Below are 16,711 nucleotides of genomic sequence, written 5' to 3'. Positions count from 1 at the left end.
CACAGCAGCATGGTGAAGCTGCAAAATTTTCTGCAAATATTTCAGCCACCGTTCGCGGCGGTTGGCAAGAGGCGGCGTAACGGAGTTCCCATGATGCAGCGCAGATCCTTCCTGGCCCTTGGCGGCGTATCGATCCTTGCTCTGGGGGCCACGGGCGTGCGCGCCCAGACCGCGCCGAACCATGCCCGGGCGTCCTCGCCCGGCGGCGTGCTGACCGTCGAGGCCTTCACCGACAATGACGGGCGGCCGATGTATTCGGTGCTGCGTCAGGGCCGGGTCGTCGTGGCGCCGTCCAAGCTGGGTTTCCTGCTGACTGACGCCCCGGCCATTGAGCGCGGCCTGACATTGACCGCAGGCCAGCCGGTCACGATCGACGACACCTGGGAGCAGCCGTGGGGCGAGCGGCAGTTCATCCGCAACCACTACAACGAATGGCGCGTCACCTATGCCGAGACCGGCGGCCTGCAACGCCGCGTGGACGTTGTCTTCCGTCTGTACGACGACGGTCTGGGCTTCCGTTACGAGTTCCCGCAGCAGGCCGGCCTGACCACCGTCCGGATCGGTTCGGAGATCACCGAGTTCAACCTGGCCGAAAACGGCGAGGCCCTGTGGTGCCCGGCCTGGGAGTGGAACCGCGAGGAATATCTCTACAGCCGCACGCCCATCAATGCTGTCGGCAGCGCCCAGACGCCGATGACGGTTCGGGGCCAGTCGGGCCTGCACGTCTCCATCCACGAGGCCGCCTGCATCGACTACGCAGGGATGAACCTGCGCCGGTCGGAGGAAACGAAGTTCCGCGCTCAGCTGACGCCGGGCCTCACCAATGCGGCGGTAGTGCGCGAGGCGCCGTTCAACACGCCCTGGCGGACCCTGCAAATCTCCGACAGCGCCGCGGGCTTGCTGGATTCCAGCCTGATCCTGAACCTGAACGAGCCCAACACGCTGGGCGACGTCAGCTGGTTCAAGCCGATGAAATACGTCGGCGTCTGGTGGGAGATGCACCTGGACCTGAAGACCTGGAACTCCGGTCCCAAGCACGGCGCGACCACCGAGAATGCGATCAAACATATCGACTTCGCAGCCGAACACGGCCTGGGCGGGGTGTTGGTCGAGGGCTGGAACAAGGGCTGGGACGGCCAGTGGTTCGCCAACGGTTCGGACTTCAGCTTCACCGAAGCCTATCCCGACTTCGACATTGAGGCGGTCTGCGCCCACGCGCGGTCCAAGGGCGTGCAGCTCATCGGCCACCACGAAACCGGCGGCAACGCCTTCCACTATGAGCAGCAGCTCGAGCCGGCCATGGCGCTTTATGAGCGCCTCGGCGTCCATTCGGTGAAGACGGGCTACGTCGCCGACGCGCAAGGCGCCCGCGTCGCCGGGCCGGACGGACAGATGGTCATGGCCTGGCACGAGAGCCAGGCGATGGCCCAGCACCACATGCGCGTGGTCGAGGCCGGCTATCGCCACAAGGTCGCCGTCAACGCTCACGAGCCGTTCAAGGACACCGGCCTTCGCCGCACCTATCCGAACATCATCAGCCGCGAGGGCCAGCGCGGGATGGAATATTCGGCCTGGGGCAATCCCGGCAATCCGCCCGAGCATGAGCCGAACCTGGTCTTCACCCGCCTCTTGGCCGGGCCGATGGACTATACGCCCGGCATCTTCGGCATGGAGACCCGCAGCCCCGGCGGCGTGCAGACGACCTGGGCCAAACAACTGGCGCTCTATGTCGTCATCTACAGCCCGATCCAGATGGCGGCGGATCTGCTGGTCAACTACGAGGCCAACCCTGGCCCGTTCCAGTTCATCAAGGATGTGCCGGTCGATTGGAGCAAGAGCCGCACGCTGGACGCCTCCATGGGCGACTATGTCGTCACGGTTCGCAAGCAGCGCGGCACGGATGTCTGGGCCCTGGGCGCCGTCACCGACGAGCATCCGCGCGTGCTGAAGGCCCCGCTCGACTTCCTGGACGCCGGCCGCCGCTACCGCGCCGAAATCTACCGCGACGGGCCGGACGCCGACTATCGCGGCAAGCGCGAAGACATCGTCATCGAGCAGCGCGAGGTGACGTCGTCTGACACCCTGACCCTGGCGCTGGCCCCTGGCGGCGGTCAGGCCATCCGGTTCGTGCCGATCGGCCGGGCGCGACGCGGATGACCCTGCTCTCGCACCGCCCGCGCCTGTCCGGCCTGGCGATCTGGAACATGTGCGTCGGCTTCTTCGGCATCCAGATCGGCTTCGGCCTGCAGAACGCCAACACCAGCCGCATCTTCCAGACGCTGGGCGCCGAGGTCGACAGCCTGGCGATCCTGTGGATCGCCGCGCCGCTGACGGGTCTGCTGGTCCAGCCGATCATCGGCCATTTCAGCGACAAGACCTGGACCCGGTTCGGCCGGCGGCGACCCTATTTCCTGGTCGGGGCCATCGCCACCACCCTGGCCTTGATCGCCATGCCCAACAGCCCCAGCCTGTGGTTCGCCGCGGCCATGCTGTGGATCATGGACGCCTCGATCAACATCACCATGGAGCCGTTCCGCGCCTTCGTCGGCGACAACCTGCCGGAGGAGCAGCGCACCGCCGGCTATGCCATGCAGAGCTTCTTCATCGGCGCCGGCGCGGTTTTCGCCTCGGTCCTGCCGTGGCTGTTGTCCAACGTCTTCGACATCGCCTCGACCGCCGAGGCGGGCGTGGTGCCCCTGTCGGTCAAGATCGCCTTCTACGTCGGCGCCGCCGGCCTGTTCTCGGCCGTGCTGTGGACGGTGCTGTCGACCAAGGAATACAGCCCCGAACAGATCGCGGCCTTCGAACGCGCCCGAGACGACGCGCCGAGCGCGCCCGTCGAGGCCGAAGCGCCGGCTCGCAGCGTCCAGGGCTGGATGACTTCGGGCCTGGTCTGCACCGTCCTCGGCGGGCTGGGTTTCGTGCTGATCGGCGCGCTCGATCTGGAGAAGGAGCTGCTGATCCTGGCGGGCTTCTTCGCCGGGTTCGGCCTGCTGCAGATCGCCGTCGGCATGATGCAGCGACGCCGCATCACCAACGCCGCGACCGAAATCCTGAACGACATCTTCCGCATGCCCGAGACGATGCGCGGCCTGGCTGTCGTTCAGTTCTTCAGCTGGTTCGCCCTGTTCGCCATGTGGATCTACACCACCGCGGCCGTGACCCGCGTCCATTACAGTGCGACCGACACCACCTCGGCCGCCTACGCCACGGGCGCGGACTGGGTGGGGGTTCTGTTCGGGGTCTACAACGGCGTGGCGGCCCTGGCGGCCTTCACCCTCCCGGTCATCGCCAGACGGATCGGACGCAAGGCGACCCACGCCCTGATGCTGATGCTTGGCGCCGCCGGTCTGTTCGGCGTCTTCGCCATCCGCGAACCCGGACTGCTGTGGCTGCCGATGATCGGCGTCGGTTTCGCCTGGGCGTCGATCGTTTCCATGCCTTACGCCATCCTGTCGGCGGCGGTGCCGGACCGAAAAATGGGCGTCTATATGGGCGTCTTCAACATCTTCATCGTCGTGCCCCAGCTGCTGGCCGCGACGGTTCTGGGCCTGATCCTGAAGACCCTGTTCGATGGTCAGGCGATCTGGGCCTTTGTGCTGGGCGCCGTCTCCTTCGTCCTGGCCGCCGCCAGCGCGCTGATGGTCAAGGAGCATCGCGGATGAACCGTCGGGGTCTTCTGGCCCTTATAGCCGCCCTGCCCTTCGCCGGCGAGGCGGGTGCTGAGGGCGCCATCGCAGGCGGGCGGCTGGTGCTGCATGAGGCGGTCGCGTCGGCCCATGTGAAGGCGCGCAACGTCTCGGTCTGGCTGCCGCCCGGATACGAGGCGTCCGACGCCGCGTGGCCTGTCCTCTACATGCATGACGGCCAGAACCTGTTCGATCCGGCCACGGCCAACTTCGGCGAATGGGGCGTGGACGAGCATCTCACGCGGCTGATCGAAAGCGGTCAGGTGCGGACGCCGATCGTGGTGGGGATCTGGAACACCGACCTGCGGCTGAGGGAGTATGTCCCCGCCGACCTGATCGCCGCCCTACCCGCCGACATGCGCGACGAGGTCCAGGCCATTTACGGCGGCCCGTCCTTGTCCGACGGCTATCTGCGGTTCCTGGTCGAGGAGTTGAAGCCCTTCATCGACGGCGCCTACCGCACCCTGACTGGCCCGCAGGACACGATGATCGCCGGCTCCAGCATGGGCGGCCTGATCTCCATGTATGCGGTGATGAAACAGCCGCAGGTCTTTTCCGCCGCCGCCTGTCTGTCCACCCACTGGCCGCTGAAGGTCGAAGGGCTTGAGCCCGGCGCGACGCTGGACGCCTGGCGCGAACGTCTGGTCGCGGGCTGGACCGGCGTGATCGAACGCGGCCTGCCCGAGCCGGGCGACCACCGCTTCTATTTCGACCGGGGCGACGAAACGCTGGATCAGTTCTACGCCGTCTTCCAGACCCAGGTGGACCAGACCTTCCGCCGTCGCGGCTACGGCCCCGGCGATTTCCGCAGCCTGGTCTTCCCCGGCGCTCAGCACAATGAAGCATCCTGGAACCAGCGCCTGGACGTGCCTTTGACCTTCCTTCTTTCCCCCGCCCCCACGCGCAACCCGTGAGGACCACAATGCGTCACTTCCGTACCTTCTGCCTCGCCGGCGCAGCCGGCCTGGCCCTCGCTTCCGCCGCGAGCGCCCAATCGGGCGTCGCCCCCGGCGCGCCCGGCGCCCCGCCCGTCTGGTCCAGCGCGGCCAAAACCGGCGCCGGCGCATCCTACGAGGCCTATGTTGATGGCCAGTATCGCGACGGCGGCCCGACCGGCGCGGTGTCCAAGGTCTGGTATTCCGTCGCCGACGGCGTCCTGACCGAGACCATGTACGGCCTGATCCATGAGGCCCAGATCAAGGCCCTGCGCTTCGCCGGCGTGACCCAGGACGGTCTGGTCGTCGAAGGCGACGACACAACCAGCCGCACCGAATATCTGCACGTCGACGCCCAGGGACGTCCACTCTCGCCGGCTTATCGCGTAACGACGCAGGACAAGAACGGCCGCTTTGAGATCAAGAAGCAGATCTTCAGCGATCCCGACCGCAACGCCCTGGTGTTGCGCGTCACCATCACGGCGCTGAAGGGCGATGTGACGCCCTATCTGATGCTGGAGCCGCACATCGCCAACACGGGCGTCGACGATCGCGGTCGGGTCACGCGCGACGGCTTCCACGCGTGGGAAGGCGACACCCACCTGTTCCTGAAGCCCGGCGAGGCCTTCGAAAAGGCCAGCGTCGGCTTCGTCGGCGCCTCGGACGGCCTGACCGATCTAAAGGACGGCAAGCTGGACTGGACCTACGCCTCCACCGGCGATGAGGCCGGCAATACGATGATGACCGGGGCTCTGCCGCGCCTGCGCCAAAGCAGCCGGATCACGCGTGATTTCGTCATCGGCTTCGGCGCGAGCGAGGCCGAGGCGCGCGCCGCCGCGGACGGTTCGTTCGCCACCGGTCTGGACGAGGTGCTGGCCCGCTTCAACGGCGAGGGTGAGCGCGTGGGTTGGGAGGACTATGTCGCCTCTCTCACTGAACTGCCGCGCATCGCCGAGCAGGCGACCGACGGCGGCAAGCTGGCCTACGCCTCGGCCCTGATGCTCAAGGTGCAGGAGGATCGCACCCACGCCGGCGCCCTGATCGCGTCACTGTCGAACCCGTGGGGCAACACGGTGGACGCGTCGAAGTCCTCGACAGGCTACAAGGCCGTTTGGCCGCGTGACTTCTATCAGGTGGCGATGGCTCTGGCGGCGCTAGGCGACAAGGAGACGCCGCTGGCGGCCTTCAACTATCTGCCCCAAGTCCAAGTCGGCCCGAACACGCCGGGCAACACCGGCGTCGGCGGCTGGTTCCTGCAGAAGACGCACGTGGACGGCGAACTGGAGTGGGTCGCGGTCCAGTTGGACCAGACCGCCATGCCGATCATGCTGGGTTATCGTCTGTGGAAGATGGGCTGGCTGTCCGACGCCCAGATGACCGAACACTATCGGTCCATGCTGAAGCCGGCGGCCGACTTCCTGGTGGACGGCGGCAAGATCGGGCTGATGTGGAACGACGCGGAGATCAAGCCGCCCTTCACTCAGCAGGAACGCTGGGAGGAGCAGCAGGGCTATTCTCCGTCCTCCACCGCCGCCGTGGTCGCGGGCCTGACGGTCGCCGCCGAAATGGCGCGCGCCTCGGGCGACGCCGCCGACGCGACGCGCTACCAGATCGCGGCCGACAGCTATGCGTCCAAGATCGAAGACCGGATGTTCACCACCAACGGCGACTTCGGCGACGGTCGCTACTTCATCCGCATCACTCAGAACGAAAACCCGAACGACAAGGCCCCGATCGGCGCCGCCAACGGCCAGATCGCTCCGGCCGAAGACCGCGTCGTGGACGGCGGCTTCCTCGAGCTGGTGCGCTATGGCGTGCGCAAGGCCGACGATCCGCACATCCTGGCAACCCTGCCCGTCTATGACGACCAGTCCTTGGAACCGCTTTATCGGGTTCGCTACGACTTCGGTCCCGAGGGCGACAAGACCCCGGGCTGGCGCCGTTATGGCGTCGACGGCTATGGCGAGGACCATCGGACGGGCGCCAACTACGGCGTCGGCGGGGAGATGAGCCCCGGTCAGCGCGGTCGGGTCTGGCCCTTCTTCACGGGCGAGCGCGGTCACTATGAGCTGGCGCGCGTCAGCGTGAACGGCGCCCCCTCGGCCGCCGACATCGCCGCCATTCGTCAGACCTATGTGCGCGGCATGGAGCGGTTCGCCAACGGCGGGCTGATGCTGGCCGAACAGGTGTGGGACGGCGTCGGAAACCCGACGGCCAAGGATTACGCCGTGGGTCAGAATACGGACTCGGCGACCCCGCTTGCCTGGACCCACGCGGAATATCTGAAGCTGCTGCGGTCACTCGCCGACGGTAAGGTCTGGGACAGCTACGACCCCGTCCACGACCGCTACGCTCGCTGATACGAAAACGGCCCCGGAGATCGCTCTCCGGGGCCGTTCTCATTTCACACTGACGTGGCTCAGAAGGTGAGCTTCACAGCCCCGACGATCCGATCTTCGGCGCCGGGCACGCCGTCCACATCGGTGTCGTGATAGCGGACATCGACGCCCACCTTGTCGGTCAGGGCATAGCCGACGCCGACGTTCCAAGTGGTATAGTCGTCGCTGACGTCGAGCCATTGCTTGCCGAGCGCGCCCGATACCGTCCACTTGGGCGCAGGCGAGAAGGCGGCGTTGACCTCGGCATAGGTCGCTTCCTTGTCCGCACCGAAGAAGTCGGGCGAGTAATAGACGGCCGCGCCAAACGTGGCGGGACCGACCGCGCGCGAGGCCGCAGCCTTGAACTCGGCGTAGTTATAGTCCGCGCCGTCCGGTTCCCCGACATACAGATAGCCGATCGCGCCAAAGTCGAGCGCGAAACCGCCCGCCTCCGTGCGATAGCCGCCGTAAAGGTCGACTTCCGCATCGGTGTCGTCGCCGAAGTCGACGTTGGAGGCCCAGGCCCCGGCGTAGAAACTGCCCGAGGTCAGATCGACGCCGCCCTGAATGGCGGAATTTTCACTGGTCTGGCTGAAGCCGCGGAAGACATAGTCGCTGACGGCGCCGACGTTCCAGGCGACATCGACGGTGCTCTGGGCCGAGGCTGGCGCGGCGAGGCCAATAAGTCCTGCGGCGAGGGTCGCGGCGGCGGCCGCGCGGATGATGGTCTTTTTCATAGTCTATCCCCTTGTTGTCGTTATTCGAGGTCGAGGCCGGGCGCGGGTTTGGGAGCCGCGCCCCGGTCTCCATCAGTGTTCCAGCGCCTCGCCATGCAGCGAGGTGTCCAGACCGGCGGCTTCTTCCGCTTCGCTCACGCGCAGGCCCGTGGTGAACTTGCAGATGAACAGGATGATCAGGGTGCCGACGGCGCTGTAGACGATGGTCCACAGCAGGCCCAGGGCCTGGGCGCCGACGTTGGCGCCTTCCGACAGGCTGTTGATCGCGGTCGTGGCGAACACGCCGGTCAGCAGGGCGCCGATCAGGCCGCCCGCGCCGTGGATGCCGAAGGCGTCCAGGCTGTCGTCGTAGCGCAGCAGCTTCTTGATCCACACCGATGAGGCGTAGCAGGCCGGACCGGCGATCAGGCCGATGATGACCGCGCCCTTGGGATCGACGAAGCCGGCCGCCGGGGTGATGGCGACCAGACCGGCGACGACGCCCGACAGCATGCCGATCAGCGAGACCTTCTTCTTCTCGATGTATTCAACGATTTTCCAGGTCAGGGCGGCGGCGGCGGCGGCCAGGATTGTGTTCAGCAGCGCCACGCCCATCAGGTCGTTGGCGGCGCCCGCCGAACCGGCGTTGAAGCCGATCCAGCCGACCAGCAGCAGCGAAGCGCCGATCATGGTCAGGACGGGATTGTGCGCGGTGATGACCTCTGTGCCGTAACCCTTACGCCGTCCGAGGAAGATGGCGCAGACCAGGCCCGCGACGCCCGAGTTGACGTGAACGACCGCGCCGCCCGCGAAGTCCAGCACGCCCGCCGAACCGAGGAAACCGCCGCCCCAGACCCAGTGGCAGATCGGCGCATAGACCAGTAGCGACCACAGGGCGGTGAACAGCAACAGCGCCGAATATTTGAACCGCTCGGCGAAGGCGCCGGTGATCAGCGCCGGGGTGATGATGGCGAAGGTCATCTGGAAGGAGATGAACAGGAACTCGGGAATGCCCGGCAGCAGGGCGTTGGCTGTCTTCAGCGACACGCCGTTCAGGAACAGCATGTCCAGGCTGCCGATGAAGGGCTGAAGGCCGGCGCTCTCGTTCTTGCCGAAGGCCAGGCTATAGCCGGCGATGAACCACACCAGCGACACCACGGCGAAGACGCCGACGGACTGGGTGATGGTGGCGATGACGTTCTTCTTGCGCACCATGCCGCCATAGAACAGCGCCAGACCGGGGAGGGTCATCAGCAGAACCAGGGCGGTCGAGGTGCCGAGCCATGAGGCGCCAGCGCTGTCCAGCTCACGCGCGGCCTGGTGGCCGAGCAAGGCGGGCGCGGCGTCCTGCGCATTCGCCGCGCCGGCAGCCATCAGACAGAGTGTGGGAAGCAGGAGCGCAGCCGCTCCCGTAAGTCGTTTCGTGGTCTGCGACATGAGCTAGTACCCCCTATGCAATCTCGCAGTTGCGAAGATTTTACCGCATTTGCGATAGGCGCAAGAGGCTAGACCGTGAACGGCGCAACTTTCTTGCAACGGTCACGAACAAAAAGATCAGGACCGCACGATCCTTCGATCATACGGCCCGATGTCAGATTGAGCATGCCAACGTAGCCAAGCTCTGCGGCAGGATTTTCAGCGTCAGTGCCAGCCGTCAGGCCCAATGCATCTGCACGCGATGCGCCGCCGCCCAGTGGATGGCGCGGATGGCGTCGATAACGGCCTCGGTCGCCGCGCGCGTGCCCAGCGCGCCGCCCAGATCGGCCGTCACGGCACCGGCCGCCAGAACGGCGGCGACCGCGGCCTCGATGGAATCCGCCTCGTCCTCCAGTTTCAGGCTGTGACGCAGCAGCAGGGCCGCCGACAGGATGGTCCCGACCGGATTGGCCAGATCCTGACCGGCGATGTCCGGCGCCGAGCCGTGGATCGGCTCGAACAGACCCGGCCCGCCCGCGCCCAGCGACGCCGACGGCAACAGGCCGATGGAGCCGCCCAGCACAGAGATCTCGTCCGACAGGATGTCGCCGAACATGTTTTCGGTCAGGATGACGTCGTATTCGCGCGGCTTGCGGATCAGGTGCATGGCCATGGAGTCCACCAGGGCGTGCTCCAGGGTGATGTCTGGGAACTCCTCGGCATGGATGCGGGTCACGACCTCGCGCCACAGCCGACTGGTCTCCATGACATTGGCCTTGTCGACCGAGGTCACCTTGCCGCGACGCTGTTGGGCGGTCTGGAAGGCGGCGCGGGTCACCCGCTCGATCTCCGGCACGGTGTATTCGCACAGGTCGGTGGCGCGGTCGGCGGTGCGTGTCTTCTCGCCGAAATAGACGCCGCCGGTCAGTTCGCGGAAGACGATCAGATCGACGCCCTCGACGATCTCCTTCTTCAGCGGGGAGCGGTGCGCCAGCACCGGCGACACCTGCAACGGCCGCAGATTGGCGAACAGGCCCATCGCCTTGCGGATCGCCAACAGTCCCTGTTCCGGACGCGCCTTGCCGCCATCCCATTTCGGCCCGCCGACCGCGCCCAGCAGCACAGCGTCGGACGCGACGCAGGCGGCGCGCGTCGCCTCGGGCAAGGGCTCGCCTGTCTCGTCGATGGCAGCGCCGCCGATCAGATGCTCGGCGAACTCGAAATGGTGACCATAGAAGTCGCCGATGACCCGCAAAACATCACGCGCGGCCCGCGTGACCTCCGATCCGACTCCGTCGCCGGGCAGCAGGACGATGTTGTAGGTCTTGGTGGCGGCGGTGCTCATCTTACGGTCTCTTTCGATCGCTCGTAGGCTTCGATTTCAGGCATGTTTGCTTGCAGCCAGCCCAGGGTGTCCACCCCGTCCAGCAGGCATTGGCGGGCGAAGGATTCGACCCCGAACGGCACGGGTTCGGCATTGCCGCGCTGGATCTGATTGGCCTGGAGGTCGATCGTAACCGGCTGGTCCGGCTGCGACGCCAGATCGTCCCAAACCGCCTGGCTGACGACGATGGGCAGTAGGCCGTTTTTCAGCGCATTCGATGTAAAAATGTCAGCGATTTCGGTAGAGATCACCGCCCGGAACCCATAGTCCAGCAGGGCCCAAGGCGCATGTTCGCGCGACGAACCGCAGGCGAAGTTCCGGCCCGCCAGCAGGATGCGATGCTCGGCCGGATCGATCCGGTTCAAGATGGCCTCGGGTTTTTCCGAGCCGTCGTCCTCGTAACGCCAGTCATAGAAGGCGGCCTTGCCCAGTCCTTCGCGCGTAGTCGTGGTCAGGAAACGTGCCGGAATGATCTGGTCGGTGTCGATATTGGCCTGACTCAGGGTCACGGTCTTGGAGGTCAGCACCTGGAAGGGTTCAGACATGCTCGACCTCCTTCAGAAAGACGCGCGGATCGGTCAGCACGCCAGCGACCGCCGTCGCCGCCGCCGTCGCTGGACTGGCCAGGATGGTGCGGGCGTCCTTGCCTTGGCGGCCTTCGAAATTGCGGTTCGATGTGGATACGGCCAGTTGGCCCGGCGCGACGAAATCGCCATTCATGGCGATGCACATCGAACAGCCGGGAATGCGCCATTCGGCCCCGGCGGCGATGAAGACTTGATCCAGGCCTTCAGCCTCGGCGTCGCGACGCACGGCCTCGGACCCCGGCACCACCAGCATGCGCAGACCCGGCTTGACCTTGCGGCCGCGCAGCACCTCGGCGGCGGCGCGCAGATCGGGCAGGCGCCCGTTGGTGCAGGAGCCGATGAAAACGACATCCACCGGCTGGCTGGTCGTCGCCTCCCCGGCCGTGAAGCCCATATAGGCGATGGCCTTGCGGTCTGAGTCCGACTGCGGTTGCGGCACGGGCGAGCCGATGGGCGCGCCCGCATCCGGCGTCGTGCCCCAGGTCGCCATGGGTCGGATAGCGGCGCCGTCGATGGTCACTTCTTTGTCGAAGGTCGCGCCCTGATCCGTCGCCAGTTTCAGCCATTCGGCGGTCGCCGCCTCATAGTCGGCGGGAACGTGCTTGCGGCCGCGCAGCCAGTCGATGGTGGTCTGGTCCGGGGCGATCATGCCCGCCCGCGCGCCGGCCTCGATGGACATGTTGCACAGGGTCATGCGCCCTTCCATGTCCAGCGACCGCACCGCCTCGCCCGCGTATTCGATGACATAGCCGGTGCCGCCGCCGAAACCGATGGCGGCGATGACTGCTAGGGCGACATCCTTGCCCGAGACGCCAGGCTGCAACTTTCCGTCCACCGTCACCCGCATGGCCTTGGCCTTGCGCTGCAACAGGCATTGGGTCGCCAGCACGTGACCGACTTCCGAGGTGCCGATGCCGAAGGCCAAAGCCCCAAAGGCGCCGTGCGTCGCCGTATGGCTGTCGCCGCAGACCACCGTCATGCCCGGCTGCGTCAGGCCCAGTTCCGGCCCCATGACATGAACCACGCCGCGATCGTCCGAATCCCACCCCGCCAGCGGCACGCCGTGGGCGGCGCAGTTGCGCTCCAGCGTATGGACCTGAGCCTCGGCTTGGGCGGTGACATAGGGTTTCAACCCGTTCGGCCCCGCCGGCAGGGTCGGCGTCGAATGGTCCAGGGTCGCATAGGTCCGGTCGGGTCGGCGCACCTTCAGCCCGCGCGCCTCGATCTCGCTGAAGGCCTGGGGGCTGGTGACTTCGTGGACCAGATGCAGGTCGATATACAGCACCCCCGGCGTATCGGCCGTTTCCGACCGCACGACGTGGGCGTCCCACACCTTGTCGAACAGGGTCTTGGGATCAGGCATATTGGGCCACAAACTCGGACACGCCATCGACCCGGTCGATGATGGCGATCAGTTCGGCGTCATTGATCTCGCCGATCTGATCCGCGCGCGACTTGAAGCCCGCGACCACCGCCGCCAGCCGCTCGCCCTCGATGGGACGGCCGATCGTTTCGGCGCGTTTGGCGATGGCGTGACGGCCCGAATGCTTGCCCAGCACGAACCAGCTGCCCTCGAAGCCCACGTCCTGGGGCCGCATGATCTCATAGGTGCGGCTGTCGGCCAGCATGCCGTGCTGGTGGATGCCCGCCTCGTGGGCGAAGGCGTTGATGCCCACCACTGACTTGTTGCGGGCGATCGCCGTCTCGGTGATCTCGCACAGGATCTTGGAGGCGCGCACCAGGTGACGGCTGTCGGCGCCGGTCGTGACGCCGTAACGGTCCTCGCGGACCTTCAGCGCCATGATGACCTCTTCGATCGAGGCATTGCCGGCCCGTTCGCCGATGCCGTTGATCGCGCCCTCGATCTGACGCGCCCCGCCCTGAATGGCGGCCAAAGAGTTGGCGACCGCCATGCCCAGGTCGTCGTGGCAGTGGGCCGAGAAGATCACGTGCGGATGGCGTTTTTTGATGCGCGCGGCCAGAGCGGCGAAACGTTCGCACACCTCTTCCGGCGTCGCATAGCCGACGGTGTCGGGCACGTTCAGGGTCCGGGCGCCCGCGTCGGCCGCGGCTTCCAGCACATCGGCCAGAAACTCCGGCTCGGTGCGGAAGGCGTCCTCGGCCGAGAACTCTACGTCGTCGAACAGGCTGCGGGCGTATTCCACCGACCGCACGGCCGTCGACAACACCTCATTGGTGGACATCTTCAGCTTGGCGGTGCGGTGGATCGGGCTGGTGCCGATGAACGTGTGGCAGCGACGGTGGGATTTCGGCGCCGGCGCCAGGGCGCGGAAGGTGGCGTCGATGTCCTTCTCGTTGGCGCGCGACAGGGAGCAGAAGATCGGTCCCTCGACCTCGCCCGCCACGCGGCGGATGCAGTCCTCGTCACCCGTCGAGGCGGCGGCGAAGCCGGCCTCGATAACGTCAACGCCTAGGTCCCGCAGAACCTGGGCCATCTTCACCTTGGCCTGGGCGCTCATCGAGAAGCCCGGAGCCTGTTCCCCGTCCCGCATCGTCGTGTCGAAGACGATGACGCGGTTGGGATCGGCGGCGATCTCCTCGGTGCGGGATACGCCCGATACGCGTACGCTTTCGGGGTTAATCATCACGCGGCCTCGGATTGAATAATGTCGTTGCTGATGCGACGCACGCCGAACAGCCGGTCGATCTGGCGACCCAGGTTGTCCATGCAGCGGCCCGCGTCGCGGCCGCGCACCGTCAGGGCGATGCGGCGGAAGGCGCCCTCGTCAGCCAGGGCCATGCCGTCGATGTGGAAGCCCCGGCGCTCCACCAGGCCGATGAGACGCTGAAGCGAACCGTCCGCACGGTCGATCTGGATGTGGATCGTGTTGCTCATCTCAGGAGCCCTCCATCATTTCAGCATTGCTCTTGCCCGGCGGAACCAGCGGCCAGACGTTGTCTCGGGGGTCGATGACCACATGGGCCAGGCAGGGACCGTCGGCGGCCAGCAGGCGCTGGATGCCGTCGGACACCTGATCGCGGCGATCGATGCGGAAGGCCTCGATGCCGAAGGCTTCGGCGACCTTCACGAAGTCCGGGTTGTCGGACAGGTCGATCTCGGAATAGTTCTCGGCGAAGAACAGCTCCTGCCACTGGCGCACCAGGCCCAGCGAGGAATTGTCGATCAGCACGATCTTCAACGGGATGCCGTAACGCTTCAGCGTCGCCAGCTCCTGGATGTTCATCATGAAGCCGCCGTCGCCGGCGATGGTGACGACCGTCGCGGACGGATCGGCCAGCTTGGCCCCGATGCCGGCGGGCAGGCCAAAGCCCATCGCGCCCAGACCGCCCGAGGTGATGTGGGCTTCCGGCTTGGCGAAGCGACAGTGCATGGCCGCCCACATCTGATGCTGGCCCACGTCGCAGGCGGCAACGAAGTCATCGCCCGCCGCTTCCGAGATTTCCTTCAGCAGGGCGGGCGCATAGACCCCCTCACCCGGCGCGTCATAGCGGTGCGCGCCGGATTCGGCCGCGCGCGCGCAGTCGTCGGCCCAGGCCTGGATGTCCAGCGCCGCGCCCGACCGCATGCGCGCGGTCAGCGCCTCAACGCCTTCGCGCAGCTCGCCGACGACGGCGACATTGGCGCTGCGCAGCTTGCCGACTTCCGAGGCGTCGATGTCGAAATGGACGATGCGGGCATTGGGCGCGAACTCGGCCAGCTTGCCGGTCGCGCGGTCGTCGAACCGGGCCCCGACGACGATCAACAGATCGCTGTCCTGCACCGCGTGGTTGGCGGCGCGCGTGCCGTGCATGCCCAGCATGCCCAGCATGCCCGGCGCATCGGTCGGGATGGTGCCCAGGGCGTTCAGGGTCGAGACCTGGGGGATGCCGGTCGCGGCGACGAAGGCGCGCAGGGCTTTTGTCGCGCCACCGATCTTCACTCCGCCGCCGATATAGACCAACGGCTTCTTCGCCGCCCGGATCGCGGCCTCGGCGGCGGCGATGGCGTCGTGATCGACGCGCGGCGTCTCGTTGGGAATCGAGAAACCGTAGTCGTCCGCGGTCGTCTCGAACTGCACGTCCTTTGGCAGATCGACCAGGACCGGCCCGGGGCGGCCCGAGCGAGCGATATGGAAGGCTTCCTCGATCGCGGCCGGAACCTCGGCGGCCGAGCGGACCAGGATCGAATGTTTCACGATCGGCAGGGTGACGCCCAGGATGTCGATTTCCTGAAAGGCGTCGGTGCCCATCAGGCCTTGAGCGACATTGCCGGTGATGCAGACGATCGGCACCGAATCCATCATCGCATTGGCGATGCCGGTGACCAGATTGGTGGCGCCGGGGCCTGACGTCGCCATGCAGACCCCGACCTTGCCGCTCTTCCTGGCATAGGCGTCGGCCGAAAAGGCCGCGCCCTGCTCATGGCGGACAAGGATGTGTTTCAGCTTGGAGCCGGCCAGGGCGTCATAGACCGGCATGATGGCGCCGCCCGGATAGCCGAACACCACCTCCACCCCCAGCCGCTCCAGGGTGGAGACCAGCAGACGCGCACCCGACTGGGGAGCGGTCTCGGCTGAGGGTTTGAAGGCGGCGGCGGTCATCAGGGTCATCCGGTCGTTCAGGCGGCGATCAGGCCGCTTCGGCCTTGGGCGTGTTCAGCCAGGCCATGCGTTCGCGCAGACGCGCGCCGACCTGTTCGATCTGGCTCTCGCGGTCCGCCTTCAGCCAGGCCTCGTACTGCGGCTTGCCGGCCTCGTTCTCGGCGATCCAGTTGCGCGCGAAGGTGCCGTCCTGGATCTCGTCCAGAATGGTCTTCATGCGGGCCTTGGTCTCTTCGGTCACGACGCGCGGGCCGCTGGCGACCGCGCCGTACTTGGCGGTTTCCGAGATGAAGTGGTGCATCTTGGAGATGCCGCCTTCGTAGAATAGGTCCACGATCAGCTTCAGCTCGTGCAGGCATTCGAAATAGGCGATCTCGGGCTGGTAGCCGGCCTCGACCAGGGTGTTGAAGCCCTGGATGACCAGCTCCTTGGCGCCGCCGCACAGGACGGCCTGTTCGCCGAACAGATCGGTCTCGGTCTCTTCGCGGAAGGTGGTTTCCAGCAGGCCGCCGGTCGCGCCGCCATTGCCCTTGGCGTAGCCCATGGCCCGATCGCGCGCCTTGCCGGTCACGTCCTTCTCGATGGCGAACAGGCTAGGCACGCCGCGACCGCGCTGAAACTCGCGACGGACCAGATCGCCCGGTCCCTTCGGCGCGACCAGGATCACGTCCATATCCTCGCGCGGCGTGATGCGCTCGTAGATGATCGAAAAGCCGTGGGCGAACAGCAGGGCCGAGCCCTCCTTGGCGTTCGGCTCGATGATGTCGCGATAGACGTCGCCCTGAACCATGTCGGGGGTCAGGATGGCGATGATGTCGGCGCCCTTGACGGCCTCGGCCGGCTCGGCGGTCGGCACGCCGTCGGCGGTGGCGTGTTTCCAGCCCGTGCCGCCGTGACGGACGCCGGCGACCACGTCATGGCCGCTGTCCTTCAGGTTCTGTGCATGGGCGCGACCCTGCGAGCCGTAGCCGATGATGGCGATGCGCTGGCCGGCGATGGCGCCCGGCTTGATGTCTTCGTTGGTGTAGATGGTGATAGCCATGG

The 16,711-nt window shown here is 66.6% G+C and carries 13 protein-coding genes; 4 read left to right on the top strand and 9 right to left on the bottom strand.

Annotated elements, in window-relative coordinates; translation table 11 throughout:
• Positions 1-90: 90 nt before the first annotated feature.
• From E4341_RS05080 to E4341_RS05065, 4 genes are read left to right on the top strand one after another with little or no spacing between them, the layout of a single operon-like run.
• Entirely contained in the window at positions 91-2,157 is a 2,067-nt protein-coding gene (locus tag E4341_RS05080; protein ID WP_165115659.1) for a glycoside hydrolase family 97 protein, read from the top strand.
• Positions 2,154-3,665, top strand: a complete 1,512-nt coding sequence (locus tag E4341_RS05075) for an MFS transporter (RefSeq protein WP_165115657.1) — start codon at positions 2,154-2,156, stop codon at positions 3,663-3,665. The genes E4341_RS05080 and E4341_RS05075 overlap by 4 nt, the downstream gene beginning before the upstream one ends.
• Entirely contained in the window at positions 3,662-4,603 is a 942-nt protein-coding gene (locus tag E4341_RS05070; protein ID WP_165115655.1) for an alpha/beta hydrolase, read from the top strand. Before E4341_RS05075 ends, E4341_RS05070 begins: the two co-directional genes overlap by 4 nt.
• Positions 4,604-4,611: 8 nt before the next feature.
• A complete protein-coding gene (locus E4341_RS05065; RefSeq protein WP_165115653.1) occupies positions 4,612-6,984 on the top strand; it encodes a glucan 1,4-alpha-glucosidase in 2,373 nt (790 codons plus the stop codon).
• A gap of 59 nt (positions 6,985-7,043) precedes the next feature.
• On the opposite strand, the gene E4341_RS05060 is transcribed toward E4341_RS05065, so the two are convergent.
• The 9 genes from E4341_RS05060 to ilvC all read right to left on the bottom strand — a co-directional run bounded on the left by E4341_RS05060 (position 7,044) and on the right by ilvC (position 16,709).
• Positions 7,044-7,739, bottom strand: coding sequence for a TorF family putative porin (locus tag E4341_RS05060; RefSeq protein WP_165115651.1), 696 nt, complete (start codon positions 7,737-7,739; stop codon positions 7,044-7,046).
• Positions 7,740-7,811: 72 nt separating this feature from the next.
• Positions 7,812-9,092, bottom strand: a complete 1,281-nt coding sequence (locus E4341_RS05055) for an ammonium transporter (protein ID WP_255491273.1) — start codon at positions 9,090-9,092, stop codon at positions 7,812-7,814.
• Between the two features lie 280 nt (positions 9,093-9,372).
• Positions 9,373-10,479: a 3-isopropylmalate dehydrogenase gene (gene leuB, locus E4341_RS05050; RefSeq protein ID WP_165115647.1), complete on the bottom strand. Its 1,107-nt coding sequence runs from the start codon at positions 10,477-10,479 to the stop codon at positions 9,373-9,375.
• Positions 10,476-11,063 (bottom strand): 3-isopropylmalate dehydratase small subunit, encoded by a 588-nt coding sequence (gene leuD / locus E4341_RS05045; RefSeq protein ID WP_066624236.1) that lies wholly within the window; start codon positions 11,061-11,063, stop codon positions 10,476-10,478. Before leuD ends, leuB begins: the two co-directional genes overlap by 4 nt.
• A complete protein-coding gene (gene leuC, locus E4341_RS05040; RefSeq protein WP_165115646.1) occupies positions 11,056-12,468 on the bottom strand; it encodes a 3-isopropylmalate dehydratase large subunit in 1,413 nt (470 codons plus the stop codon). The genes leuD and leuC overlap by 8 nt, the downstream gene beginning before the upstream one ends.
• Complete coding sequence (locus E4341_RS05035; protein ID WP_165115645.1) at positions 12,461-13,711, bottom strand: 2-isopropylmalate synthase; 1,251 nt, start codon at positions 13,709-13,711, stop codon at positions 12,461-12,463. The genes leuC and E4341_RS05035 overlap by 8 nt, the downstream gene beginning before the upstream one ends.
• Positions 13,711-13,962 (bottom strand): ACT domain-containing protein, encoded by a 252-nt coding sequence (locus E4341_RS05030; RefSeq protein ID WP_039244600.1) that lies wholly within the window; start codon positions 13,960-13,962, stop codon positions 13,711-13,713. Before E4341_RS05030 ends, E4341_RS05035 begins: the two co-directional genes overlap by 1 nt.
• 1 nt (position 13,963) lies before the next feature.
• Positions 13,964-15,676 carry an acetolactate synthase 2 catalytic subunit gene (gene ilvG, locus E4341_RS05025; protein WP_165115644.1) on the bottom strand — a complete coding sequence of 571 codons (1,713 nt, stop codon included), beginning with the start codon at positions 15,674-15,676 and terminating at the stop codon, positions 13,964-13,966.
• A gap of 19 nt (positions 15,677-15,695) precedes the next feature.
• Entirely contained in the window at positions 15,696-16,709 is a 1,014-nt protein-coding gene (ilvC, locus tag E4341_RS05020; RefSeq protein WP_165115643.1) for a ketol-acid reductoisomerase, read from the bottom strand.
• Positions 16,710-16,711 lie beyond the last annotated feature (2 nt).

The organism is Brevundimonas sp. 'scallop', from assembly GCF_011045535.1.
GTDB classification, from domain to species: domain Bacteria; phylum Pseudomonadota; class Alphaproteobacteria; order Caulobacterales; family Caulobacteraceae; genus Brevundimonas; species Brevundimonas vesicularis.
The sequence above is the reverse complement of the archived record's forward strand: the minus strand, read 5'-3'. Positions and strand labels throughout refer to the sequence as shown.